At 44.6% G+C, this 25,795-nt stretch carries 20 protein-coding genes; 10 read left to right on the plus strand and 10 right to left on the minus strand.

All coding sequences use genetic code 11. The annotated features are described in order from the left end of the window. The first annotated feature begins 351 nt into the window (after positions 1-351). The 3 genes from B2575_RS08900 (at position 352) to B2575_RS08910 (ending at position 4,158) form a co-directional block, all read left to right on the plus strand. Positions 352-1,215: an AAA family ATPase gene (locus tag B2575_RS08900; protein WP_270896942.1), complete on the plus strand. Its 864-nt coding sequence runs from the start codon at positions 352-354 to the stop codon at positions 1,213-1,215. Between the two features lie 86 nt (positions 1,216-1,301). Continuing rightward, on the plus strand, positions 1,302-2,525 hold the full coding sequence (locus tag B2575_RS08905; RefSeq protein WP_296241419.1) for a vWA domain-containing protein: 1,224 nt from the start codon (positions 1,302-1,304) through the stop codon (positions 2,523-2,525). A 436-nt stretch (positions 2,526-2,961) separates the two neighbouring features. Beyond that, positions 2,962-4,158 carry a globin domain-containing protein gene (locus B2575_RS08910; RefSeq protein ID WP_296241422.1) on the plus strand — a complete coding sequence of 399 codons (1,197 nt, stop codon included), beginning with the start codon at positions 2,962-2,964 and terminating at the stop codon, positions 4,156-4,158. A 131-nt stretch (positions 4,159-4,289) separates the two neighbouring features. On the opposite strand, the gene B2575_RS08915 is transcribed toward B2575_RS08910, so the two are convergent. The 6 genes from B2575_RS08915 to B2575_RS08940 form a co-directional block, all read right to left on the minus strand. Then, entirely contained in the window at positions 4,290-5,105 is an 816-nt protein-coding gene (locus tag B2575_RS08915; RefSeq protein WP_296241424.1) for a phosphodiester glycosidase family protein, read from the minus strand. A 72-nt stretch (positions 5,106-5,177) separates the two neighbouring features. Continuing rightward, entirely contained in the window at positions 5,178-6,980 is a 1,803-nt protein-coding gene (locus tag B2575_RS08920) for an FMN-binding glutamate synthase family protein (protein WP_296241426.1), read from the minus strand. 207 nt (positions 6,981-7,187) lie between these two features. Continuing rightward, positions 7,188-8,288, minus strand: a complete 1,101-nt coding sequence (gene rtcA / locus B2575_RS08925) for an RNA 3'-terminal phosphate cyclase (protein ID WP_296241428.1) — start codon at positions 8,286-8,288, stop codon at positions 7,188-7,190. Between the two features lie 63 nt (positions 8,289-8,351). Continuing rightward, positions 8,352-8,519, minus strand: coding sequence for a hypothetical protein (locus B2575_RS08930; protein ID WP_414707429.1), 168 nt, complete (start codon positions 8,517-8,519; stop codon positions 8,352-8,354). Positions 8,520-8,578: 59 nt separating this feature from the next. Beyond that, positions 8,579-9,292: a DUF4145 domain-containing protein gene (locus B2575_RS08935; RefSeq protein WP_296241430.1), complete on the minus strand. Its 714-nt coding sequence runs from the start codon at positions 9,290-9,292 to the stop codon at positions 8,579-8,581. Positions 9,293-9,364: 72 nt separating this feature from the next. Further along, the gene (locus B2575_RS08940) at positions 9,365-10,597 is read right to left on the minus strand and encodes an RtcB family protein (protein ID WP_296241433.1); all 1,233 of its coding nucleotides are present in this window, start codon (positions 10,595-10,597) and stop codon (positions 9,365-9,367) included. Positions 10,598-10,851: 254 nt separating this feature from the next. Between B2575_RS08940 and rtcR the strand changes: the two genes are divergently transcribed. Next, complete coding sequence (gene rtcR / locus B2575_RS08945) at positions 10,852-12,573, plus strand: RNA repair transcriptional activator RtcR (RefSeq protein ID WP_296241435.1); 1,722 nt, start codon at positions 10,852-10,854, stop codon at positions 12,571-12,573. 73 nt (positions 12,574-12,646) lie between these two features. Here the strand turns inward: rtcR and B2575_RS08950 are convergent, their stop codons facing one another. Then, positions 12,647-13,474, minus strand: a complete 828-nt coding sequence (locus B2575_RS08950; RefSeq protein ID WP_109590859.1) for an IclR family transcriptional regulator — start codon at positions 13,472-13,474, stop codon at positions 12,647-12,649. A gap of 175 nt (positions 13,475-13,649) precedes the next feature. Here B2575_RS08950 and B2575_RS08955 point away from each other — a divergent pair, with 175 nt between their 5' ends. The 3 genes from B2575_RS08955 (at position 13,650) to B2575_RS08965 (ending at position 17,354) form a co-directional block, all read left to right on the plus strand. Continuing rightward, on the plus strand, positions 13,650-14,834 hold the full coding sequence (locus tag B2575_RS08955; protein WP_109590857.1) for an acyl-CoA dehydrogenase: 1,185 nt from the start codon (positions 13,650-13,652) through the stop codon (positions 14,832-14,834). Between the two features lie 188 nt (positions 14,835-15,022). Continuing rightward, on the plus strand, positions 15,023-16,249 hold the full coding sequence (locus tag B2575_RS08960) for a CaiB/BaiF CoA transferase family protein (protein WP_296241440.1): 1,227 nt from the start codon (positions 15,023-15,025) through the stop codon (positions 16,247-16,249). Positions 16,250-16,304: 55 nt separating this feature from the next. Beyond that, positions 16,305-17,354, plus strand: coding sequence for a histone deacetylase family protein (locus B2575_RS08965; RefSeq protein ID WP_296241442.1), 1,050 nt, complete (start codon positions 16,305-16,307; stop codon positions 17,352-17,354). A 62-nt stretch (positions 17,355-17,416) separates the two neighbouring features. Here the strand turns inward: B2575_RS08965 and B2575_RS08970 are convergent, their stop codons facing one another. After that, positions 17,417-18,181 carry an IclR family transcriptional regulator gene (locus B2575_RS08970; RefSeq protein WP_296241443.1) on the minus strand — a complete coding sequence of 255 codons (765 nt, stop codon included), beginning with the start codon at positions 18,179-18,181 and terminating at the stop codon, positions 17,417-17,419. Between the two features lie 262 nt (positions 18,182-18,443). Here B2575_RS08970 and B2575_RS08975 point away from each other — a divergent pair, with 262 nt between their 5' ends. The 3 genes from B2575_RS08975 to B2575_RS08985 all read left to right on the plus strand — a co-directional run bounded on the left by B2575_RS08975 (position 18,444) and on the right by B2575_RS08985 (position 23,118). Further along, complete coding sequence (locus B2575_RS08975) at positions 18,444-19,919, plus strand: NAD-dependent succinate-semialdehyde dehydrogenase (RefSeq protein WP_296241445.1); 1,476 nt, start codon at positions 18,444-18,446, stop codon at positions 19,917-19,919. Positions 19,920-20,102: 183 nt separating this feature from the next. Beyond that, complete coding sequence (gabT, locus tag B2575_RS08980; RefSeq protein WP_296241447.1) at positions 20,103-21,365, plus strand: 4-aminobutyrate--2-oxoglutarate transaminase; 1,263 nt, start codon at positions 20,103-20,105, stop codon at positions 21,363-21,365. A 310-nt stretch (positions 21,366-21,675) separates the two neighbouring features. Continuing rightward, positions 21,676-23,118, plus strand: coding sequence for an APC family permease (locus B2575_RS08985; RefSeq protein ID WP_045445480.1), 1,443 nt, complete (start codon positions 21,676-21,678; stop codon positions 23,116-23,118). Positions 23,119-23,215: 97 nt separating this feature from the next. Here B2575_RS08985 and B2575_RS08990 read toward each other — a convergent pair whose 3' ends face one another. Next, complete coding sequence (locus B2575_RS08990) at positions 23,216-24,589, minus strand: NAD-dependent succinate-semialdehyde dehydrogenase (protein WP_296241450.1); 1,374 nt, start codon at positions 24,587-24,589, stop codon at positions 23,216-23,218. 33 nt (positions 24,590-24,622) lie between these two features. After that, complete coding sequence (gene aguA, locus B2575_RS08995) at positions 24,623-25,789, minus strand: agmatine deiminase (RefSeq protein ID WP_296241452.1); 1,167 nt, start codon at positions 25,787-25,789, stop codon at positions 24,623-24,625. Between the last annotated feature and the right edge of the window lie 6 nt (positions 25,790-25,795).

Consider the following 25,795-nt stretch of genomic DNA (forward strand, 5'->3'; position numbering starts at 1 on the left):
GACGTCAGTAAAGTGATATTAAATTTTTGCTAGCGATGATTGGCTCTGTGCTTTGGATTTATGGTAGCTACATAAAAGACGCTATCAATAAAAATACTGTGAATGAAAAGCACCATAAAAAAAGACACCATGCGTGTCTTTTTTTATGAAAAAACGTTTTATAACTGTGCCGACCAACCGTCAATAGGCGTTCAAGGCATCTATTATTTTTCAACAACTGCGAACGCATGAGTATTTTGGCAATCAATCATGCTGTGCTAATCTAAATGATTATTTATTTGCCATCAATTGCCTCTAAGCCTTTTCTGGCTCTTGACAGCCCTAATCTATAACAATAACTGAGACTTGATTATGACCACGACTGATAAAACGAAAAAAAGCTTTACTGGTACGCAAAACTATATTGCCACTGATGATTTGCAATTGGCAGTCAATGCAGCGATGACGCTACAAAAACCATTATTGATTAAAGGCGAGCCGGGCACCGGTAAGACATTATTGGCGGAGGAGGTCGCTGAAAGCTTAGGGATGCCGCTGATTACGTGGCACATCAAGTCAACCACCAAAGCCGAGCAAGGGTTGTATGAGTACGATGCCGTATCGCGCTTGCGTGACTCGCAACTGGGTGATGATAAGGTTTATGAGATTGGCAACTATATCAAGCCCGGTAAGCTATGGGAGGCATTTACCAGTAACGAGCGCAGTGTATTATTAATTGATGAAATTGATAAAGCCGATATCGAGTTCCCAAATGACTTGCTACATGAGCTTGATAAAATGTCTTTTTATGTCTATGAGACAGGCGAGACCATCACTGCTGCACAGCGTCCTGTGGTTATTATCACCTCAAACAATGAAAAAGAGTTGCCCGATGCTTTCTTGCGTCGTTGCTTCTTCCATTATATTGACTTCCCAGAAGAAGAAACTATGCGTCAAATCATTGACGTGCATTTCCCTAATATCCAAGAAAAGCTGGTCAATGATGCGCTGGATATCTTTTATAAGCTGCGTAATGTCCAAGGGCTTAAAAAGCCGCCATCAACCTCAGAATTGGTCGATTGGTTAACGTTACTACTGGCTGATGATATGGCGCAAGCAGAGCTAGAAGAAAACTTGCGCGGTGAGAAGTCTATTCCACCATTATATGGCGCGCTGCTCAAAAATGAAGCCGATGTGAGCTTGTTGCAACGCTTTGCTAATATCATGCGTCGTTAAGCAACAGACTATTTTCAAAATGACGACACGCCCTAATAAAATGGCTTCACTCGTCACCATATCAGCCAATAAGCGATGCGACTCTTATGTTTATCAAATTGTTCTATACCTTACGTACTTATGGTGTGCCAGTCAGTACGCGTGAGCTGCTTGACCTAAATGCCGCATTAGATCAAGGGCTGATGATGCAGCCGCATCCTGAAAATCCAGAGTTGTCTACCTTTGCCAGTCGTGAGGATATGTACCGGCTGATTCGGCTTTGTATGGTCAAAGACGAGCGCCATTTTGATAAATTCGATCGAGCAATGGCAGATTATTTTGAAGGCGTCGACAGTCTAGATATGGATGAGCTATTGGCTAAATTGACGGACATTCCTAAAGAATGGCTCGATTTAAAGCTTGATCCAAAGAATTTGACCGAAGAGCAGCGGCGCTTGCTGAAAAAATACGGCTCATTAGAGGAGCTGATGAAAGCGCTTGAAGAGCGTCTCAAAGAGCAAAAAGAGCGTCATCAAGGCGGTAGTAAGTGGGTTGGTACAGGCGGTACATCGCCATTTGGCGCTTATGGTGATCATCCAGAAGGCGTGCGCGTTGGCGGTGAATCGCGTAAACGTAGCGCCGCTAAAGTCTGGGAGCAGCGTAAATACCGCAACCTTGATGATGACAGTCAGCTTGGTACCCGTCAAATTCAAATGGCACTACGAAACTTGCGCCAGTTTGCCCGTACCGGTAGCGCCGATGAGCTAGACATTCATGAGACTATTAAACGCACCGCAAAAAAAGGCGTGCTCGATATCCATATGCAAGCTGAACGCCGTAATCGCGTCAAAGTATTGATGCTGTTCGATGTGGGTGGCAGTATGGATGTCCATGTTGAAGCCTTAGAAAAGCTATTTTCAGCGGCTAGAAATGAATTTAAAACCTTAGAGTTTTTTTACTTTCATAACTGTCTTTATGACTATGTTTGGAAGGATAATAACCGTCGCCATAGTGCACCGATGCCTACCTTTGAGCTGCTCAATAAATACGGTCGTGAATATCGCGTTATCTTCGTCGGCGATGCGTCAATGTCACCATATGAGCTGATGACAGTTGGTGGCAGCGTTGAATATATGAACAATGAGGCGGGTATTGTTTGGCTCAAGCGGGTGCTCGCGCATTTTGATAAAGTCGCTTGGCTCAACCCTGAGGATCCAACATACTGGCAATATACCCAAACCATCGTTGAAATTAAGAAACTATTCGACAATAAAATGTATCCGATGACCTTACATGGGGTAGAAGAGATGACCAATTATCTAGCGCGTTAATTTTGACGTGTGGATAAAGATACGCCCTAACTTAAAAAACCTGTTAATCCCTCTATTTTTGAAAAAAGCAGCCGTTATGACAGCATAGCGGCTGCTTTTTTGTCGAAAATAATCAGTTTTGCAGTCACACGGCATTGGTATAAGCAGCAAAATATGATAACATTCATTTTAAATGAATCTTATAGAAGCGTTTTGACTGGTTCGGCGAAAAATTTGATGACAAGAATTTGATAATCGTTTGTAAAAATCAGTCGTCGTTGCTTATTTAAGCACTTCATTTTTCATATGTTAATCAACTAATCAATGTAATGAACTTATGCCATTTTCAACCATTTTAGTAGCAAAAAAGCGCGTGTAAGTACTACATTCAGTAGACTAAACGAGTTTGACGGTGCTCCTCAGATATTTTGGAATTGGTATTAATAAGAGAGACAGTATGGCTTCACCAAAGACTTTAGAAATCGTCACCGCAACTGTTCCCGTCCTTGAAGAGCATGGAACGGCAATCACCACGGTGTTTTATAAAAATATGTTTGAGGAGCATCCTGAGCTGTTGGACATCTTTAACGAAACCAATCAAAAATTGGGTCGTCAACAGACGGCTCTGGCAACGACCGTGTTAGCCGCTGCTAAGCACTTGGATAAATTGGCGACGTTATTGCCACAGGTCACGCAAATCAGCCATAAGCATCGTGCTCTACAGATTTTGCCTGAGCATTATCCTATCGTTGGTAAGCATTTAATCGGTGCAATCAAGGAAGTGTTGGGCGAGGCTGCCAATGACGATATTATCAATGCTTGGACTGAAGCTTATGATGAGATTGCCTCAGTATTTATCCAGATTGAACATGGCATGTATGAGGAGGCGATGTGGCAGGGTTTTGCGCCTTTTGTAGTGACTAAAAAGGTAGCAGCTGCTACGGATATTGCGGCTTTTACAGTTGTACCAGCCAAAGATAATGCAGAAAGTCATCAACAGATTGACCTGAGCAAATTGACTTTAACCGCAGGTCAGTACATCACAGTGAAAACAGATCCAAAAGACAGTGACCATGTTGCGCTACGTCATTACTCTTTGTACTCTGCTAGTACCGATGCAGGCATTCAGTTTGCGGTCAGACGCGACAATCGCAATGAGCATCATGGTTTGGTTTCTAACTATATGCACGACCAATTAGAAGTAGGTGACACGGTTTTATTATCGGCACCAGCAGGTGACTTTGCGCTCAATCAAGACTTGGTACAGCAAAATGAGATTCCGCTAGTATTGATGAGTGCGGGTGTTGGTGTAACCCCTGTGCTATCTATGTTGGAAGCACAAGTATTAGCCAATCCAAAACGACCTATTATCTGGGTTTATGCTTGCCAAAATGATGCGCATCACGCTTTCAATACTGAAGTGGAGACGCTGTTAGAAAAGGCTGAGACTGTAGAGAAGCATATTTTCTATTTTGAGTCTGGACAACTATTAGATGAAGCGTGGCTTGCTCAATTACCTAAGCCTGCTGATATTTATGTCTGTGGCTCGATGCCATTTATGGAAAGCATGATCGATGGGCTAGTGACGCTAGATCACGGTGTTGATAGCGTTCATTATGAACCGTTTGGTCCCAAGATGAGTTTGGGCGGTTAATTTTAGCTATTGTTAGCCATTAACTGTTGCTAATAATAAAAAAGCACTTGGATGACAAAGTCGTCTCAAGTGCTTTTTATTCAGTGCAATTTATCTTATTTTTATCACTATTTTAAAAATGGATACATCGCCTAATCTTTATTTTCAACCAATCCAACCATCACACCCATCTCTTTTTTATCATGCTTATCAATGCTGGGCGCATATAATGCCGACGCAATCCCGCCATCTAAAAACAGAGCATTCGGACAGTTTAAGTCATCCTTAAACAACGATGCAAATTGATAAAATGTCACTGGCTCATCGCTATTGACAAATTTTATGTGGCCGTCATCGCAAACACCTGCGCCATTACGAATCTTGAGTGAGGTGCTGTCAGGATTAAACTGTGGATGTATCTCGTTATTGATAACCAACATAGGACCTGATTGGGTGGCGTACCAAGGCTTCGCTTCGCCGCTGTTAAGCTGCTCGTTTAAGGCGTTGCTTTCCGTAATTTGCACGTTGCCCAATTTATCCCACCACAGCACACCATTGGGCAATAAATGGAAATTGCCACCGCCTTCTTTGAGATTTAGCGATTTGATCTCTTCGCCGTCAATGATGGTATAGCCAATCGGTGCATAGTTCTCATTGTACATGCCAGCATTCATGGCAAAGCTCAGCGATTGATTGGAGGGCAATGTGGCTAATAACGTCTCAAAGGTGAGCAACGATTTCGTACTATCAGGCTGCTGCCAAAACAATTTCAATGAATAACGTTCATCCGTCAAAGCTTCAGCATCAATGCTACAAAGACTATAGGAAAATGGTACATCCTGAGTCTGGCACGACCATTTTTGTATCTCGCTGTCAGCAGCATCAGTGCTTATCGGTTGGCAGGCACTGACACTTAGCAAGAGTAGGGCGACTGCTCCTAAAGGTAAGGGAAGAGCGAAATTTGGCATCAATGATATATCTTTTATAGTATGGAGTGAGATATAAATAGTCAGGGCTCACGGATTTTTGATCGCTAAATCTCAATCATTGTTAAGTGGAACATCGCGAAAAGTATTGTTGACGTTGCCGATTAACTGCCCACCGCCAGTGATACTCGCAAAGTTACCAAGGTTCTGTTCCACTGATGTGGTGGTTTCTCTACCTTTATCCCTTGAGTCTTTATTATAAGCAATGAGGGCGTCATCATTGGCTAAAAAGCTATCTGGGTTCGCCATGACCCACATCTGATTAAACACATCTGCACGGGCGCTATTATTGAGTAGCGCTCCCTTATCTGTAAAATAAAAGAACTTCGATAATAGTTTTATCTGCCCATCATCGAGACGACGCGCGATATGATACGGTTGTAATTGGCTTGGGTGTTGCAAGCCGACCGCACCGACGATACTGGCTAGAGATTTTAGGGTGTTTTTATGGAAGCTTGCGACGCGCTCAGCTTTGCTTGGTACATCCAGCGCTTTTTGACGATACGGGTCTTGGGTGGCAACGCCAGTCGGGCAAGTGTTGGTATGGCACGAACGTGATTGAATACAGCCAACGGCAAACATAAAGCCGCGCGCTGAATTACACCAGTCTGCACCCAAGGCAATCATACGGGCAATATCGAAACCAGAAACGATTTTACCGCTCACGCCAAGTTTGATTTTATCGCGAATGCCTGCGCCGACTAAAGTATTGTGTATTAATAAAAATCCTTCAACCATTGGCATGCCGACATTGTCCATGAATTCGACAGGAGCCGCGCCAGTACCGCCTTCTGCGCCATCGATGACGATGAAATCAGGGTAGTTATCGGTTTCAATCATGGCTTTCACAATGGCCATAAACTGCCAAGGCTGACCAACACAAAGTTTGAAGCCCACAGGTTTGCCGCCTGACAACTCACGCAGTTGTTGCCAAAAAGCCACCAATTCTCGCGGGGTGCTAAAGGCGGTATGCGATGAGGGCGACACACAATCTTGACCTGTCGGTACTTGACGAGTATCAGCGATTTCTTGGGTGATTTTCTCCGCGGGTAGCACGCCACCTTTACCAGGTTTTGCCCCTTGAGATAATTTGATTTCAATCATTTTTACTTGTGGATCAACCGCTTTTTCGGCAAAAGAATGCGGGTCAAAATTGCCACTATCATCACGGCAACCAAAATATCCTGTACCTAGCTCCCAAATCAAATCACCACCGAACTTACGATGATAAGGGCTGATAGCTCCTTCACCCGTATCATGAGTAAAGCCGCCCATTTTTGCGCCTTGATTGAGCGCCATAATCGCGTTAGCCGATAAGCTGCCAAAGCTCATCGCCGAGATATTAAATACCGACATATCATGCGGCTGTTGACAACGCTCACCGCCAACCATAATACGAAAATCTTTGTTTTCTAGAGGTTGGCTAATCGCTGATTGTAAAAACCATTCTTTACCATTGGTGTATAAATTATCTAGCGTACCAAAGGCATTGGTGTCACTGACATTCTTAGCACGTTGGTAGATTAGCGCCCGCTGCTGGCGTGAAAACGGTACTTGCTCTTTGTCATTTTCTAGTAAATATTGACGAATTTCAGGACGAAAATCTTCAAGCACATAACGAATATGTCCGGCAACGGGATAGTTTTTCAAAATAGAATGCTTTGATTGTATGACGTCATAAATTCCCAAGCATACCCCAAACCCACCGAGAATAATTAACCACCAATTTAGCAATAGTAGACCTGCTAAAAATATTAAGATGGCAGCGCCAAAGGTGCTATAACGCAGCAATAAGCCGACCAAATACGGAGAGTTGGTTTTAGGTTCAGGATTTAGATTGGTACGAGATTGGGGCATGGCTACACTCAACAGTAATACATAAATATTAAAAAGGTGACAATGATTTAAAGAGAGAGTAGGGAAAAAACCACCCCCTTATGACCATTATTGTTAGACACTGACAAAGCGCTCAGATTTATCGCCTACATCATACACATATGATATCACTGCATAGCAGTAATTGGGTAACAGAGTGCTACTGTTGATGTTGCTAGTGGCGTGATTTTAACAGACAACTTGTACCAAAGTTTTCTGCTCATCGATCACTTTAAGCTGAATCTCAACGGGCAAAAATTGCTGAATGAGCCATGCTTGGGTTTCAGCGTGCTTACTAACGACACGCGCGGTAAACTCGCCACCGCCTGCTAACGCCAACGGTAAGAGTAATTGATCGGTTAAGTATTCATCGACCAGTGAGTCGGTGTTAAATACATAACGTTTGACTAAGCCTGATAAACGACAACCTATCTTTTCCGCCGAGCTGCGTTTCTCTCCTAATAAAGTAAACACCTCGGAGTGATATTCTTTATGATTTTGGGTGTCAGAAACCTCATGAGTGACTTGTGCATAGCAGCTATTGCCTTCACCTATACCTTGCAATTTATGACTATGAGTGGTTATCAGCGTTTCATCAATTCCCGATTCGACCAATGATGCTTTTGTGCTGGCAAGCTCACGTTTGCAAATGTCGTACTCTAGATTGAGCACGCTCGCGACCAGCTCTATACCGATAAGCTCTCCACGCTTGGTTAGCTGTAAGGGTGGCGTATTCGCACGGCGCATAAATGGCGTTATCGTCGCTTTAATCATGCCACCACCAATAGGCGCAAAGCCTGCTTGCACGCATTCGATACCCACGTGCATACCCAATTTCGCTAATGTAGGGACGAACGCTTGCTGTAGGAAGTCCGTGGTTGGCGCGAGTGGATTGTGCGTGCCGCCTTTGATAGTCACGGTAGATGGTGATGCTGAACCAGTATTGGCAAAAAGCAGGGCGGGTAAAAGCGTTTGTAGCACAAGACTGGTGCTGCCTGCTGAGCCAATATCAAAATTATAATCGCCCGATTTCACTGTGCTTGGCGTAAAGGTGAACGCCATACTGCCCAAAACTGCACCTGTCACGCTGGCATTTGATATTTGCTGCGAGGCTTGCACGCACATCAGGTGTTGACGCATCAATCCTGATTTGGCTCGCCCAGCGCGAATATTGGTGATCTCGATTGGTGTGCCTGTGAGCATGGATAGAGACAGTGCCGTGCGAATGATTTGCCCGCCACCTTCGCCTGTGCTGCCGTCGATTTTTAGCGGTTTGGTTTTTGTTAGCATAAAAGTTGTCTTGATAAATTTAAAATAAAACTGAAATTGACCTTCAATATTTGGTGATAAGGTCTAAATAGTGATTTGTGATAAGTACGGAGCGTCAACCATCAGCTTGTTTGGATCTTCAGATGGCGTATCGCCTTCTTGTACTTTGATATTGGCGTTGATACGGCCTTGAAGCTGAGCCAACTTCTTTTGCATATCGCTACGGATCAGTAGGGATTCTGCGAGTTTCATTTTGGTTTTCCTTAAGAGGTTAAAATGTTTAACCTCTGTTATCTCTTTCAAGCTTTCTATTAGTTTGGAGTAACGAGATTACTTTTCATTTTTCGCTGTACGTCTTTATCCTGTCCTAATTGCTTGATTTGAGCTAAACGCTGTTGGCGTTCATATCGAATGATATACCATTCTTCTATGAGCATTTCTATCAAACCAATTAGCAAACCTGCTTCGTTTTCGTCTACCTCAACAATCTGGTTAATATCTTTTTCCATATGAGCGCCGATATTTCCAACTTTTCTCACGACATCAATAGCTGCCCAAGTATCGGGCTCAACTTTGTCTTTGATAGACTCAATTTCTTGAAAAAGGTTCTGAGGCTTTACATTCCAAAAATCTCTTATCATTCCTTGTAAACATCGTCGAGCCAATGTTGCGGAAGCTTTAGGGCTTAAATTTAAAATTAAACATGCCTCTTCGTAGTCTGCCTTTATAGCTATAGGAATATAGCTAGGCAAAGGTTTTGCAGCAGATTGTGGACGTAATTGCCATGTATTAAGTAAGTTTCCATCATAGGCATAACTGGTGAAGCTACTAGGCATCGTTTCAAATAAAGATGTCTCTAATACAAATTCTCTGCAATTGGGATTTGGACAAGTAATAGATTTAGTTTTCAGTCTTAATTTACCAAACTTATTTTCATTATCGAACTCGAAATCACTTGAAGAGATATTCTGACTGGTTACAGTAGAGAAATTACTACAAAAAGGGCACTGCCAAGATTCGCTCATTATATTTACCTTTTATTATTTAATCTGAAGATACATGTTCTGGTTTTTTACTTTACTATACATTGTTTTGTCTCAACCCTTAACACAAACCACTTGCCGCAAAGTATGGACGATCTCTACCAAATCACTTTGCGCTTTCATAACGTCATCGATGTTCTTATAAGCCGCTGGAATCTCATCAATTACATCCGCGTCTTTTCGACATTCTACGCCCGCAGTCTGCGCAATTTGATCGGCGACCGTAAATACCTTTTTGGCTTCAGTACGTGACATGATACGACCTGCGCCATGCGAGCAAGAGCAAAACGATTCTTCGTTTCCTTTACCGCGTACGATGAATGATTTGGCACCCATCGACCCTGGGATAATTCCGTACTCGCCAACGCGGGCGCGTACCGCACCTTTACGGGTCACAAATACTTCTTCGCCGTAATGTTGCTCTTTTTCTACATAGTTATGATGACAGTTTACCGCTTTTACGGCTGCATCAAACGGCTTAGGTATGATATGGCGTAGGGCTTTGACGGCTTTTTCCATCATGATTTCGCGGTTTTTAAAAGCAAAACGCTGCGCCCAACCAACCGCAAACCAATAATCATCGAAATGCTCTGTACCTTCGGCAAAGTAAGCCAAATCTTTATCTGGCAAGTTGATAAACCACTTGCGCATGTCCTCACGTGCCAGCTCAATAAAGTAGCGACCAATGGCATTACCCACACCGCGTGAGCCTGAGTGCAGCATGATCCAAACTTGGTTGGTTTCATCAAGGCACACCTCGACGAAATGGTTACCCGTACCCAGCGTACCCAAATGGTTAAGGTTATTGGTGTTTTTTAGGCGAGGATGCTTTTGGGTTATATAGTTAAAGTCATCAACTAGCGTTCCCCAACTGTTCATGACGGTGTCGTCAGGGTTCGCCCACGCGCCAACATCACGGCGTGATCCGCGACCCCGCGTTTTACTACGACCATGTGGAATGGCTTTTTCAAGCTCCGTACGCAGACCAAGCAAACTGTCTGGCAAATCGTTTGCGGTTAGGGTGGTTTGTACGGCCATCATTCCGCAGCCAATATCGACACCAACGGCAGCCGGAATGATCGCTTCTTTGGTTGGCAATACCGTACCGATAGTCGCGCCAATCCCAACGTGTACATCGGGCATCACCGCAAGCCATTTATATACAAATGGCATTTTTGAGGCTTTGATCAATTGATCGTGTGCTTTTGGATCGACAGGCACGCCTTTAGTCCAAAGTCTGATAGGCGTTCCACCGTCTTGAATGATGTTATGAGTGGTTGGTTGCATGTTGTATTCCTTAGCGTTGCAAAGTTTGTTTATTATTGAAGATAATTCTTACTTTATATAATGCTAAGGACATGCCAAGTTTTTAAGATATTCAGTATTTAGTCATAAGTAATTGATAGTAAATGGTTTAATTTTTGTATTTTTTTCGAATAAAAATATTTATTTAACCATGGGCTAAAAATATATAGAAATATATCTAACTAGATAGAAAATAATATACTATTTATTAATGATAATCAGCGATAAGTAATATTATGAACAGTGATTCGAACAACAAAACTGCCGTCATCGGCTTCCTCGGCACTACTTTAGACAATGGCTTTAATGACAAGCGTTGGCAGCGTTGGCGACCAACCGTCAGTTTAGGCCTGCATGATGAGTTGCTCGTCGATGAGCTGCATATCTTATATAGCAAGCGCGATAAGCGGCTGTTTAAAATTATTAAAGATGACATGGCGAAAGTCAGTCCGAACACTACCGTTATTGGTCATCATGTGGCTTTGATTAGCCCGTGGGATTTTGCCGATGTTTATGCTGAGCTGTATGATTTTGCCGCAGGGTTTGATTTTCAGGATAGTACCGATTACTTATTGCATTTGACCACAGGTACGCACGTGGCACAGATTTGCTGGTTCTTGTTGGTAGAAGCAGGCTTTATTCCTGCCAATATTATGCAAACCTCGCCTTGCCCAAGACCTGACCAAGCCGATCCGCAAGGTCGCTATCAAGTAATCGATCTAGACGTCTCACGCTATGATGGCTTGCGCGCGCGCTTTGAAGCAGAAAAGCAGCAACATTGGCAAACCTTGCAAGCTAATCTAGTTACCCAAAACGCTGCTTATCAAAAGCTCATCTCCGATATCGAAAAGGTGGCCACACGCTCGACTGCACCCATACTGCTAATGGGCGCAACAGGGGCAGGAAAGTCGCAACTGGCAGGCCAAATCTACGCGCTCAAAAAAGCCAAAGCTAACAGCACGCAAGGCAAAAACACGCTTGAAAAATTTGTTGAGGTAAACTGCGCCACGTTGCGTGGTGACACTGCCATGAGTGTGCTATTCGGTCATGTCAAAGGCGCATTTACGGGCGCTGCGACAAGTCGTGATGGGCTACTAAAATCAGCTGATGGTGGATTATTATTCTTAGATGAAATCGGTGAGCTGGGGCTTGATGAGCAAGCGATGCTATTGACCGCACTAGAGGAGCAGCGTTTTTATCCGCTCGGTAGTGATGCACCGATTAGCGTGTCGTTTCAACTAATGGCAGGCACCAATAAAGACTTGCGGCAAGCGGTCGCTAATGGTGAGTTTCGAGCGGATTTATTTGCGCGTCTCAATACGTGGACTTTCTTTTTGCCATCACTCAAAGATAGGTTGGAAGATTTACCTGCCAATATCGATTACGAGCTAGCGCGCTTGGGTAGTGAACAGCAGCAGCATTATCGATTTGCCCCAGAGGCAAGGCAGCGTTATGAAAGCTTTGCGATGAGTCAGGATGCGACATGGCAAGGGAACTTTCGTGATTTGACGGCCAGTATGATTCGCCTGACCACGCTAGCTGAAAGTAAAGTCATTCGCAATGATGATGTGCAAGCGGAGATTGATCGCTTAACACATCTTTGGGAGCTGCCTGACAGTTTGAGTGGCTCGAATAGTTTAATTAATGACAATAAAGGCAATAAAAATAGCCCAAGCGATAATAACCCTGATACTAGTTTAGATAGCGAAACTGTTGAGCAGGGTAGCCATAATATTTTAAGAAGATATCTCGATGAAGACATGCTGACAACTATTGATCCGTTTGATGTGGTGCAACTGGCGTATGTGATTGAGATTTGTATTAACCACAAAAACCAAGCGGCGGCGGGGCGCTATCTGTATGCCAACTCACGCGATAAGCTAAAAAGCCCTAATGATAGCGATAGATTGCGTAAGTATCTAATGAAGTTTGGGCTGAGGTTTGATGGGTTAAAATGAAGCATCTTTCATAAGACAAAACCTATCAACTAAGCCAAGATGCTCGTACTATAGATTTATCATTTGTTCTCTTTTAAACACCACTACCAATCCGCTCAGCCAACGCCTGCAATTTTGGCACAATCATCGCTGCATATTCTTCTGATTCCCAGTTGGCACTTGGCACACTGGCATTGAGCGAATAGGCGTATTGTCCAGTCGCAACATCAAAGACCCCAACCGCTACTGCCAATATATCAGTAGAAAACTCACCATCTGATATCGTATAGCCATGCTCTGCATAGTGCGCTGCAGCGCTGGCTAGGGCAGTTTGTGCATGGTTATAATCCTCGGTAGATAACTGTTCTTGTAGATTACTCATGATGACAGCCTGTCTCGCTGGCGAGCTAGCCGCATAAAAAGCGCGCCCAATCGCAGTACGGGCGACCGGCACTGCTGAGCCAACTTGCAAATTGACTGATAAGCGAGCAGGGCTACGACAACAAGCGTGATAGCGCATTTCTCCTTCGACTTCGGTTGCCAAGTTTACTGATACTTCATTCTCACTAGCGAACTGCCGCAGTAATGGCTCAGCCGCTGTGACTATATCGTGGCGACTCCATGCGGTAGCACTTAGACGTACAGCACTACTGCCTAGTTGATACTGTCCGTGCTCGGTCATGCGTAAAAATCCAAGCGTTATTAATGTGTGAATCAGGCGAGTGATGGTTGCCTTTGGCAGAGCTGTCATCTGACACAATTGCTGATGGGTGAGTCGATCATCATGTTCAAATGCTGCGAGTAAAGACAGACCGCGACCCAGTGCCGTAACGAACTGACGATCATTATCGTCCTTACTTTGTTCAAGAATGGTCGTCATTCGATCGAGTAGCGGAGTAGCTGTTGATAAGGGTTTCGTCATTTTATACTCATTTTTTTTGATAAAGGTTTACAGCGCGGTAAAACTTTGCTTAAATGGTTTTAAATTATGAAACTAAGTTTCGCACAGCGGAATTGGTAAGTCAATAAACTATTAAGCTAATTTATTCATTAATTACTAATCGTCGGTCAGGAAGACTGACATCAAGGAGATCCACATGGCAACATCTACGCGTCCAAGTTTCGATTGGGAAGATCCGTTTTTATTACGCGATCAGCTTACTGACGAAGAGCGCATGGTCACGGACAGCGCCCGCCAGTTCTTTCAAAAAGAACTGATGCCTGGCATCGTTGAAGCCAATCGTCATGAGAATTTTGACCGTAATATCATGCGTCAAATGGGTGAGATGGGCTTACTTGGCGTGACTATCGAAGGTTATGGTTGTGCTGGCTTGTCTAGTGTCGCTTACGGTTTAATTGCCAAAGAAGTTGAAGCCGTTGACTCAGGCTATCGTTCAGCGATGAGTGTACAGTCAAGCTTGGTCATGCATCCTATCCATGCATACGGCACTGAAGAACAAAGAGAAAGATATCTGCCTAAGCTTGCCACAGGTGAGTACATCGGTTGTTTCGGTCTGACTGAGCCTGATTCAGGATCAGATCCTTCATCGATGTCGACACGTGCGCGCGCTGTGGATGGCGGTTATGAGTTGACAGGCAATAAAATGTGGATCACCAACAGTCCTATCGCTGATGTGTTTGTCGTTTGGGCAAAAGATGATGCCGGTGAGATTCGTGGTTTTGTTTTAGACAAAGGCATGAAGGGCTTGTCTGCGCCGAAAATCGAAGGCAAGTTCTCATTACGTGCCTCTGTCACGGGTGAGATTGTCATGGACAGAGTATTCGTTCCTGAAGCCAATGCCTTCCCAGATATCCGTGGCTTAAAAGGACCGTTTGGTTGCTTGAATAAAGCGCGTTACGGTATCGCATGGGGCGCGATGGGTGCGGCAGAATTTTGCTGGAAAGCGGCTCGTCAATACACGTTAGATCGTAAGCAGTTTGGTCGTCCGCTCGCGGCAACACAGCTCGTGCAGTTGAAGCTTGCTAATATGCAGACTGAAATCACGCTAGGTCTACAAGCCGCGCTACGTGTGGGTCGCCTAATGGATGAAGACAATGCCGCACCTGAGATGATTTCACTTATTAAGCGTAACAACTGCGGTAAAGCACTGGATATCGCACGTATTTCGCGTGACATGCATGGCGGTAATGGTATCTCTGATGAGTTTCATGTCATTCGTCACGTCATGAACTTGGAAGCGGTCAACACTTATGAGGGCACACATGATATCCATGCGCTTATCCTAGGCCGTGCACAGACAGGTATCCAAGCGTTCTTTTAAGCGTTTTTAGCTAAAAATGTTTGGTGCAACTGTATTCTATGACGTACGTGACAGCTTGGCTTTTTGTTAAAAAGGGCATTAACAGTAGCGTACGTTTTTTAGTTGTTGTTCATGATGTAATTTCTTAGCAATTACATCATGAATAACAATTTTATTATCAAAAATACGCCACACAATAAGGGATTATTATGACTGTCGATAGCAATAGCGATAACAGCAATGAATTGGCAAAAGGCGCATTGCACGGCATCAAGGTGCTCGATTTATCGAGAGTGCTGGCAGGGCCTTCTTGTACACAAGTGCTTGCTGATCTTGGTGCCGAAGTTATCAAGATTGAGCGTCCACATATTGGCGATGAAACTCGCCACTGGGCACCGCCAACATTTAGCGATGATACGTCTGCTTATTATGCGACGATTAACCGTAATAAAAAGTCACTCACGGTCGATATCACTACTGATGCAGGGCAGGCCATCATTAAGAAACTGGCCGCTGATAGTGATATCTTGGTAGAGAACTTCAAAGTGGGCGGTCTAAAAAAATACGGCTTGGATTATGACAGTCTAAAACAACACAATCCGCGCCTGATTTATGCGTCATTGACAGGGTTTGGTCAGACAGGGCCAGATGCCGCGCGTCCTGGTTATGATTATATTATCCAAGGGTTGTCAGGGCTGATGAGTATCACAGGTCCTAGTGATGGCGAACCGCATAAAGTCGGCGTGGCAGTGGTCGATTTGTTTGCAGGCTTGCAGCTGACGATTGGCATTCAAGCGGCCTTGATTGCTCGTGAGACTACGGAGTTAGGTCAACAGGTAGACGTTGCGCTTTTAGATAGTGCGCTTGCGATGCTGGCCAATGTGGGTATGAACCATTTGGCATCAGGCAAAGTGCCGCCCAGACTGGGCAATCAGCATCCCAATATCGTTCCTTATCAAGTATTCGCAGGTCAGGGCGAGCAGCACTTTATCTTAGCCTGTGGTAATGACAGTCAGTTTGCCAAACTTTGCGATGTGCTTGCAGTTAATTGGCATACCGATGATCGCTTTACGACCAATCCTAACCGTGTTGCCAACCGCGAGCTGCTGTGTGATGAGCTGAGCAAGAAGTTTGCCGAGCAACCACGTACTTATTGGTTGGAGGTTTTAGATCAAGCAGGTATCCCGTGCGGAGCGATTCATAATGTCGCTGAAGCATTGGCCATGCCGCAAGCACTGGCACGCGAGATGGTCGTTAATTTCACTGAGCAAGGTAGTCCGGTAAGAGCACTTGGCAATCCTATCAAGTTATCTGCATCACCCGTTACTTATCGTACACCGCCACCGAAGTTGAGCGAGCATACTGATAGCACGCTTGCTGATTTGGGTTATGACATTGAGATGATCGCCAAGCTTAAAGCCGATGGGATTGTTTAGTTAGGCATCAAAAAAAGCGCCATTGGAAAAAATGTTAAACAAAGGAATGTTAAGCATGAAGATATATAGCCATGAAAATCTAAGTCTACATAGACCATTACCTTATTTCTCTTATGGAAAGATGCATGAGCCGTTAGAGATACCAGAGCGTATGGTTGAGTTCTTAAAAGCACCAGCAGCGTTAGGGTTAGAGGTGACGACCGTTACCGATATTGGCATTGGGCCTATATTAGCGGTTCACGATTTTGGTTACGTTGAGTTTCTCAAACATGGCTATGATGACTGGATAGCAGTCGAGGAAGACTTGGGCGCGCAGGTACAGACGGGGATTTTCTTGCCGTATGACAATCCCGGTATCGGTATCATGGCAAAAGCAGCAAAGTATCAAGCGGATGATAGCGCGCCTATCAGCGAGCATTCTTGGACATCTATTTATTGGTCTGCGCAGACTGCACTCAATGCGGCTGAAGCATTGCTGAACGATGATTTATCAGATACCGAGCGTGCCGAAAGTCATATACAGCTTTGCTTTTCACGGCCGCCTGGTCATCATGCTCGCAAAAGCGCCGCTGGCGGATTTTGCTATCTAAATAATGCAGCCATCATCGCTGAACATCTACGCCAGAAATATGCAAAAATCGCCATCATAGACACCGATATGCATCACGGACAGGGTATCCAAGAGATATTTTATGATCGCAGCGATGTGCTCTATACCTCGGTTCATGGTGATCCGGTTAACTTCTATCCCGCCGTCACTGGTCACGAGTTTGAAAGGGGCACAGGCGTGGGTGAAGGCTATAATATTAACTTCCCGATGCCGCACGGCACCGATGAAGCTGGGTTTTTTGAGTATGTTGATAAATCTATCGAAGCGATGACGCTATTTGACCCTGATGTCATCGTTCATGTCTTAGGATTCGATGTCTATGAAAATGACCCAGAAGCCAGATGTGCGGTCAGTACAGAAGGGTTTAAAATATTGGCACAAAAGATGAAAGCGCTAAATAAACCACTGATTGTTTTAGTCGAGGGCGGTTATTACTTGCAAAAGCTCAATGACAATTTGCAAGCATTTTTATCGGGGCTTATTTCAGAAGATTAACAGTTATCACCAAAATAACTGAAAGAGTTTGAAGTAAGCAAGAAACTAGCAGCGTTTTAACTTTATTTATTATCGATAAAACCCAAACGCTGCTCAATTTGCTGCGCCAATTCAATCAATACCGCGCTGACCTCAGCACGCTTGGATTCATACTCGCCTTGCAAAAAGCTAACCGCCATACCCGCAACGGCATTGCCTGACGCATTGCGAATATAAGTACCCAAACAATACATCCCTTCGCGAAGTTGCCCATCATCGAGTGAGATGCGACTGTTTTGAATGGCGGTCAACTCGGTGGATAAGTCATTAAAGTTATCAACACCGTTTTGGGTAATAGGTGCGGGGAAACCGCTGGCATAGATAGATTTTATACTGTCCATAGAAAAGGTTGAGAGCATGGCTTTGCCCGTGGCAGAGAATACCGCTGGCACGCGAACACCAGCGCGGAAAGTAAAGCCGAGAGGCGCCGGCGCTTCATGACAGGCTAAAAATACCACTTCACCTAAATCAAGCTTAGATAAAGTAACTGTATGTTGAAGAAGAATCGGATACTGGACAATGAGGTCTTTAAATAACTGGATGACGCCTTGCTGCTGCTCATACTTACCCGCCCAATACATCAAATAAGAGCCTAAATGAAAGCGGCTATCGCTGTCTTTATAGATGACATGCTTGGTCAAAAGACTTTGCAAAATATTGTGGGTCGAGCTACGTGGTAGATTGAGCTCTTTCGCAATATGAGCTGCCGTTAAAGGCTGTGAGCTATCAGTAATTAAATCTAAAATCTGAAAGGTTTTGTCCAAGGCAGGAACGGCAGTTGAGCTCATAAGGAACCTATAAAAGTCAGTAAAATTGGGAAAATATAAAAATAACGCGATAAATCATCATTAAAATGAGAATAGGGGTTGCAAATGGCTGGCTATCATTCTTATAATGATGTCTCATATATAGAATAGATGTTCAGTATATTGAACACTTAACAAGTTATCAATAATTATTTAAATCATAACCTTCTATTTATTGTTATTCACTTATCGCTATAAATCTGCGAATCCTATTTGCAAACCTCAATTGACAAGGAGCGTCACAATGTCACAACTGTCACAGTCTACGCTACAGCTATCGAACCCAGATCTACTTAAACAGCAGTGTTTCATCAAAGATGGCTGGCATGCCGCTAGTGATGACTCGACTATTGATGTGAGCAATCCTTTCAACGGCGATATCATCGGTACGGTACCAAGCCTGACAACTAACGATGTGAACGACGCGGTTACCGCCTCTCATGAAGCCCAGATCCTTTGGGCAGCCAAAACCCCGAAAGAGCGTGCTGAGCTACTACAAAAGTGGGCAGACCTCATCGATGCCAATAAAGAAGACTTGGCTATCATTATGACCGCTGAGCAAGGCAAACCTCTAAACGAGTCGCGCGGTGAAGTGGGCTATGCCAATAGCTTTATCCGCTGGTTTGCCGAAGAAGGCAAGCGTGTTTATGGCGATGTTATCCCTGCCAATAGCGCACAGCTACGTCATGTGGTACTCAAGCAGCCCGTTGGCGTTTGCGCGGCGATCACGCCTTGGAATTTCCCAGCAGCGATGATTACTCGTAAAGCCGCGCCAGCATTGGCAGCAGGCTGCACGATGATTATTAAACCTGCGACTGAAACGCCATTTTCTGCGTTAGCACTCGCTACACTGGCTGAACAAGCAGGTATTCCAGCAGGCGTTATCCAAGTAGTGACCGGTAAATCCTCAACCATCGGCGATATCCTAACGGGCGATGCACGCATTCATAAGCTTTCATTCACAGGCTCTACCGAAGTTGGTCGTACCTTGATGGCTCAATGTGCGACAACCATCAAAAAACTGTCGTTAGAGCTGGGCGGTAATGCGCCATTTATCGTCTTTGATGACGCTGATCTGGAAAAAGCAGCTGAAGGCTTAATCGCCTCTAAATATCGTAACGCTGGTCAAACTTGTGTTTGTGCCAACCGTGTCTATGTGCAAGATAGCATTAAAGATGAATTCTTAGATGTGTTTGTGAAAAAAGTCGCTGAATTAAATGTCGGTAACGGCATGGATGAAGGCGTGGATATTGGTCCTTTGATTAATCAAAAGGCGCTAGAAAAAGTGCAAGCGCTACTCAAAGATGCTTTAGACAAAGGCGCGACGCTTATCGCTGGCGGCAGCACCAATGACGCCTCAGAGCTTACTTACAATCCAACGGTCATTACCGATATCAGTGCTGAGATGGATATTGCGCACGAAGAAATCTTTGGCCCTATTGCGACTATCTTTACCTTTAAAGATGAAGCAGACGTTATTCGTCAGGCCAACGATACGATTTATGGCTTGGCTGCCTATTTCTACAGTGGCAATTATGCACGTTCATGGCGCGTCACCGAAGGTCTTGAGTACGGCATTATTGGTCATAATACGGGTCTGATTTCTACCGAAGTCGCCCCATTTGGCGGTGTCAAGCAGTCTGGCTTTGGCCGCGAAGGCTCAAAATACGGCATTGAAGAATATGTCGTGACCAAATACTGGTGCTCTGACGTCAGCTAACCGTTTAGCGACATACGCTCTCTTTTAAGGTTTTAATTGTCACACCGTATCGAACGGGATTCAGCACCATGAATCCCCTCTATAGCTAGCAACTAACGACTGTTAACTATTAGATAAACCATTCCTCAAAACCGCCATTCAATCATTGGCACTTATGTTAAAAATAAAGAAAAGGACATTCTCATGACGACTACCAATAAATCACTACTTGAGCGCCGTAAAGCTGTGTTACCAACAGGACTTGGCGTTGCCTATCCCATCTTTGCAGAAAAAGCCAAAAACTCAGAAGTTTGGGATGTTGAAGGCAATCGTTATATTGACTTCGTTGGTGGTATCTCAGTACTGAATACTGGTCACAGCCATCCAAAAATTACCCAGCGCGTGCATGAGCAACTTGACAAGTTTACCCATACTGCGGCACAAATGATCAACTATGAATGCTATGTGGATCTTGCTGAAAAATTATGTGAAAAAGCGCCTATCAGCGGTGAGAAAAAAGCCTTCTTTTTAACGACTGGTGCAGAAGCCGTCGAAAACTGTATCAAGATTGCTCGTGCGAAAACTGGTCGCCCAGGTATCATCTCTTTCGTTGGTGGTTGGCATGGCCGTACTTTAATGTGCATGAGTTTGACAGGTAAAGTGCTGCCGTACAAAAAGAACTTTGGTCCAATGCCAGGCCCTGTATTCCATGCGCTATTCCCAGCTGAAGAGTTGAATGTCACAGAAGCACAAGCGCTGCATAGCCTTGAGATGATTTTCCAAGCGGATATCGATCCTAGCGAAGTGGCGGCGATGATTATCGAGCCAGTACAAGGCGAGGGTGGTTTTCATCAAGTCACCCCATCATTTGCCAAATCTCTACGCGATATCTGCGATGAGCATGGCATTGTCTTGATTTTTGATGAAGTGCAATGTGGTTTTGCCCGTACGGGTACGTTGTTTGCCACCGAGCAGTTGGGCGTTGAGCCAGATTTGATGACCAGTGCCAAGAGCTTGGCAGGTGGTTATCCTATCTCTGCCGTTATCGGTCGCGCTGATATCATGGATGCGCCGCAGGTAGGCGGTTTGGGCGGTACATACTCTGGTAATCCACTGGCTTGTGTGGCTGCACTCGCTGTCATGGAAGTCATCGAAGAAGAAAACCTACTTGAGCGCAGTATTGAGATTGGCGACAAAATCGAAGCCTTCTTAAAGGGCTTAAACTTAAGCAGTATCGGTCATATTCGTCATAAAGGCGCGATGCTCGCGTTTGAGTTAATCGATAGTGATGGCAAGCCTGATGTGGAAGCGACTACTAATTTGAAAGCCAAAGCGTTTGAGCAAGGTTTATTATTAGCGTCTTGCGGTATGTATGGCAACGCCATTCGCGTGATGGTGCCATTGACGGTTGAAGATGAAGTGCTCCAAGAAGGTCTAGATATTATCAAAGGTATCCTCACCGTTTAATAAGTATTCAGTATTTATTTATAGTGAAATACATCACTTTTAATCAAGCCTCGATCTTGGTTAGAAGGCTATCTTTAATAGCACAGCAAGATTGCCCATATGGCACTCGCTTTGAGTACATTTTTTACAACGGCGCCTTGCAAGTCAAGACGCCGTTGCTGTTTGTACTATTTGAATATGAAACAAGTAGTGCCTAGCAGCTTCGATCAAAAGGTATATATGATAATTATGATGGGTACTATCCCACTAAACAAAAAATAGTGTGACCGTCAAGGGTTAACACGGATGACACACAGACAAGGAGCAGGTTATGTCTGAATTAAAGAAATCGTTAGGGACGCTAGATATTATCGCCTTAGCATTCGGTGCTATGGTTGGTTGGGGCTGGGTAGTCTTGGCTGGTGGTTGGATTTTATCTGCCGGGACGTGGGGCGCAATGCTAGCGTTCTTGATAGGCGGTTTGGCAGTGATACTGATTGGTGTGACTTATGCCGAGCTTGCCGCATCGATGCCGATTACGGGCGGCGAGCATACCTATACGCATAGAGCACTGGGGGTAAATGTCTCCTTTATCTGCTCATGGAGTATTCTATTTGGGTATTTTTCGGTGGTCGCGTTTGAGGCGGTTGCCTTGCCAACAGTCGTAGAGTATTTCATCCCCAATTACAATCAGGGATATCTCTGGACCATCGCTGGTTGGGATGTTTATGCCACTTGGGTTGGTGTCGGGATGCTGGGTTCAGTTATCGTCACTTGGCTAAATATTCGCGGTATGGAAGTCAGTGCGTGGTTCCAAAAGACGGCCGTATTGGGCATCTTATTTGTGGGTACGTTGCTGTTCATTGGCGCAGTCATGTTCAATCCTGAAGGCTCAAACTCAGTACAAGCGCCTGCATTCATCGGTGGTATTGGCGGTATGATGGCCGTTATTGTCATGGTGCCGTTTATGTTTGTCGGCTTTGACGTTATTCCGCAAGCGGCAGAAGAAATTGATTTGACTCGTCCTAATATTGGTAAATTTTTGATTTTATCGATTGTCGTTGCGGTAATGTGGTATGTGGGTATCGCTTGGAGTGTTGGCACGACCTTGCCACTCTTACAAGCCGAAAACTCAACGCTCGCCACTGCGGATGCGATGACCAATGCTTGGCATGGCAAGTGGGCAGGTATTTTATTAGTCATTGGCGGTGTGCTGGGTATTTTATCAAGCTGGAACGCCTTTTTGATTGGTGGTAGCCGCCTACTTTATGCCATGTCAAAAGCACGTATGTTGCCCGCATTTTTGAGCAAGCTGCATCCAAAGTATAAGACACCGTCGAATGCCATTTTATTGATCGGTGGTTTGGCGACTCTAGCACCCTTGTTTGGTCGTAAAATGCTGGTGTGGATCGTAGATGCTGGTGGCTTTGGTATCGTTATTGCTTATACCTGTGTCGCTATCTCATTCTTAGTACTTCGCTACCGCGAGCCTGATATGGTACGCCCATTTAGAATACCAGCAGGTAAGCTCGTTGGCATGGTCACGATTGCGCTAAGTTTTGGAATACTCATGCTGTATATGCCAGGTATGCCATCCGCACTAACCCCTATCGAGTGGTGGATTTTCTTTGGCTGGACAGTCTTAGGTATTGCGTTATATGGCTATGCAAGGGTGAAATATCCAGGTATTAGCGAGTCAATTATGGCAGAAGAGTTACGTGAATTAAAAATCGTCAATCAATTATGGTTAAAAGACAATCCACCTAAGCAATAGTTTTTTCGATGGGTTATTTTTTAATAACATCAACTTTCAAAAAAAAGCCTAACAGTCACTGTTAGGCTTTTTATTGTTCTAAAAATGACTCTATCGATTACGACTTATCACGAATCAGTTTATAATTTAAAAACTCAGTGATACCAAGAGTGCCAAGTTCGCGACCAAATCCTGAGCGTTTAACGCCGCCAAACGGGGTATTGGCTTCGCTACCAGAAGGCGCATTGATAGTGACCATACCGACTTCTAATTTGTCAGCAATCTCAGCGGCTAGCGCAGCATCTTGCGTTTGGATAGAAGCGCCAAGTCCGAAAGGCACATCGTTAGCTATCTTGATGGCATGATCGATATCACAAGCTTTATAAACGACTGCCACGGGACCAAATAGCTCCTCGCGATAAACATCCATGGACTCAGTTACATCTGTCAATACCGCAGGCTTAAACCACGCACCCGGCTTGTCCTTGACCATACCGCCTTCGACCAATACGGTTGCGCCTGCTTGAATGGCGCTATCAAGCTGTTCTTGCAAGTTAACTGCTGCTGCCTTTGAAGACATTGGACCAATGAAGGTATCTTCATTAAGTGGATCAGCGAGTGCCATATTGCTTACGGCATTAGTAAACCCTTCAACGAATTTATCATACACAGATTCGACGACGATAAGGCGTTTGGCAGCATTACATGCTTGTCCTGTATTGCCAAAACGACCAGAAATAGCCCCTTTTATAGCTTGTTCGATATCAGCATCAGCTGCAACGATAAAGGCGTCTGAACCGCCAAGCTCTAGCACGACTTTCTTCAGCGCGCCGCCTGCTATTTTAGCAACCGCTTGCCCAGCTCGCTCAGAACCTGTTAGCGAAACGCCTTGTACGCGGCTGTCTTCGATGATTGTTGCCGCTTGCTCATTGGTGGCAAACACATTGTTATAGACACCCTCTGGTAAACCAGCATCTTTTAGGATATCAGCGATGGCTTCTGCAGTCTTAGGACATTGCGGCGCATGCTTTAGAATAACGGTATTGCCTGCCATAAAGTTTGGTGCGACAAAACGTGCCACTTGATAGTGCGGGTAGTTCCACGGCATGATACCTAATAGAGCGCCCACAGGACGTTTTTCTACCGAAGCTGACCCTGAATCAACATCAATGGTACTAGGTGCTAGTAGCTGCTCAGCGTTGTCTGCATAATAGCGATAGATATCGGCAACTAGACCGATTTCACCTTTTGCTTGTGCAACGGGCTTGCCCATCTCATTGGCAACGATGCGAGCCAGCTCGTCTTGACGTTCAAGATAGATATCGGCAATTTTATGAAGTATGGTACTGCGCTCACCCAATGAAACCTGACGCCAATCTTGATAAGCGGTATCGGCTTGTGCAATAGCGTTCTGGATGTCCTGCTCAGTTGCCGTAGGGTAGGTGGCTTCTACTTCGCCAGTGGCTGGGTTATTAACTTGATAATCGCTCATAGCTATGTCCTTTATTCTAAAATATTATTGGGTTCAAAATCCATTTGGGTCTATATTTTTATGCGGGTGCTTTTGGTTAATGCTTTTAATTGATGATTTTGGCTGCTGCTGAGTAATACAGTGAATATTACCACCGCCAAAGACAATCTCCTTTGTGCGTACTCCCACTACCTGATGCTGAGGAAATACTTTTTCAAGCTGCTCGATGGCTAATGAATCATTTTCATCATCATATTGCGGTACGATGATAGCCTCATTACAAATTAAAAAATTGGCATACGAGGCGATACAAACATCGCCAGTATGACGCGCCTTAGCATCGTCAGACTGCTCAATATCATAGTGCTCAGGTAAAGTAACAGGTTGCTTGGTACAGCAAAGCTTATGGACTTTTAGGTGGCGACCTTTGGCATCGGTCATATTAGATAGCTGTTTATAGGCTTTTTGCGTTGCCTCATAAAACGGATGCTCAGAATCATCAGTGTATAAACAAACCACTTCACCAGGGCGCGCAAAGCAGGCAATATCATCAATATGACCAGTGGTTTCGTCAGGATCGATACCGTCATCAATCCACAGTACTTTTTGCACATTGAGATAGGCTTTTAACGTGTCTTCAATTTGATCTTTGGTTAGGTGCGGGTTACGTCCAGGACTGAGCAAACACATACGTGTGGTCAGAACCGTGCCTTCACCATCGACATGAAATGCACCGCCTTCCATCACAAAGTCATCCGTTCGATAGCGTTTGATATCTAGATGGTCACATAAGCGTTCAGCCAGCTTATCATCGTCATCCCACGGCGAGTATAGTCCGTCATAGTCGCCGCCCCATGCATTGAATGTCCAATCACAAGCGCGTAGCTCACCTGATTCATTAATTAAAAATGTCGGGACAGTATCACGCGCCCAAGCATCGTTGCTGGGCATGGATATGACGTCGATGTCAGCAGGTAGACTATCGCGGCATGATTGATAATCATCAGGATTGACCAGTACGCCAACCTCACAAAATCTGTTGATTGCCAATGCAACATCAGTATAAGCTTTCTGAGCAGGAGCGGCTTGCTGTCGCCAGTTATCAGCACGGTATGGCCATACCATCCATATTTTTTGTATAGGCTCAAATTCTGCTGGCATGTAAAAGCCGTCTTGTTGTGGTGTTGAGCCAGTGATTAATCGGTTCGGGAATAATGACATATAGAG

Source organism: Psychrobacter sp. UBA6739 (assembly GCF_002453835.1).
GTDB classification, from domain to species: domain Bacteria; phylum Pseudomonadota; class Gammaproteobacteria; order Pseudomonadales; family Moraxellaceae; genus Psychrobacter; species Psychrobacter immobilis_A.

Bases quoted from the DNA above. Each gene is read 5' to 3' on its own strand.
- B2575_RS08900 (WP_270896942.1), top strand. From the start codon at position 352: ATGACCACGACTGATAAAACGAAAAAAAGCTTTACTGGTACGCAAAAC.
- B2575_RS08905 (WP_296241419.1), top strand. From the start codon at position 1,302: ATGTTTATCAAATTGTTCTATACCTTACGTACTTATGGTGTGCCAGTC.
- B2575_RS08910 (WP_296241422.1), top strand. From the start codon at position 2,962: ATGGCTTCACCAAAGACTTTAGAAATCGTCACCGCAACTGTTCCCGTC.
- B2575_RS08915 (WP_296241424.1), bottom strand. From the start codon at position 5,105: ATGCCAAATTTCGCTCTTCCCTTACCTTTAGGAGCAGTCGCCCTACTC.
- B2575_RS08920 (WP_296241426.1), bottom strand. From the start codon at position 6,980: ATGCCCCAATCTCGTACCAATCTAAATCCTGAACCTAAAACCAACTCT.
- rtcA (WP_296241428.1), bottom strand. From the start codon at position 8,288: ATGCTAACAAAAACCAAACCGCTAAAAATCGACGGCAGCACAGGCGAA.
- B2575_RS08930 (WP_414707429.1), bottom strand. From the start codon at position 8,519: ATGAAACTCGCAGAATCCCTACTGATCCGTAGCGATATGCAAAAGAAG.
- B2575_RS08935 (WP_296241430.1), bottom strand. From the start codon at position 9,292: ATGAGCGAATCTTGGCAGTGCCCTTTTTGTAGTAATTTCTCTACTGTA.
- B2575_RS08940 (WP_296241433.1), bottom strand. From the start codon at position 10,597: ATGCAACCAACCACTCATAACATCATTCAAGACGGTGGAACGCCTATC.
- rtcR (WP_296241435.1), top strand. From the start codon at position 10,852: ATGAACAGTGATTCGAACAACAAAACTGCCGTCATCGGCTTCCTCGGC.
- B2575_RS08950 (WP_109590859.1), bottom strand. From the start codon at position 13,474: ATGACGAAACCCTTATCAACAGCTACTCCGCTACTCGATCGAATGACG.
- B2575_RS08955 (WP_109590857.1), top strand. From the start codon at position 13,650: ATGGCAACATCTACGCGTCCAAGTTTCGATTGGGAAGATCCGTTTTTA.
- B2575_RS08960 (WP_296241440.1), top strand. From the start codon at position 15,023: ATGACTGTCGATAGCAATAGCGATAACAGCAATGAATTGGCAAAAGGC.
- B2575_RS08965 (WP_296241442.1), top strand. From the start codon at position 16,305: ATGAAGATATATAGCCATGAAAATCTAAGTCTACATAGACCATTACCT.
- B2575_RS08970 (WP_296241443.1), bottom strand. From the start codon at position 18,181: ATGAGCTCAACTGCCGTTCCTGCCTTGGACAAAACCTTTCAGATTTTA.
- B2575_RS08975 (WP_296241445.1), top strand. From the start codon at position 18,444: ATGTCACAACTGTCACAGTCTACGCTACAGCTATCGAACCCAGATCTA.
- gabT (WP_296241447.1), top strand. From the start codon at position 20,103: ATGACGACTACCAATAAATCACTACTTGAGCGCCGTAAAGCTGTGTTA.
- B2575_RS08985 (WP_045445480.1), top strand. From the start codon at position 21,676: ATGTCTGAATTAAAGAAATCGTTAGGGACGCTAGATATTATCGCCTTA.
- B2575_RS08990 (WP_296241450.1), bottom strand. From the start codon at position 24,589: ATGAGCGATTATCAAGTTAATAACCCAGCCACTGGCGAAGTAGAAGCC.
- aguA (WP_296241452.1), bottom strand. From the start codon at position 25,789: ATGTCATTATTCCCGAACCGATTAATCACTGGCTCAACACCACAACAA.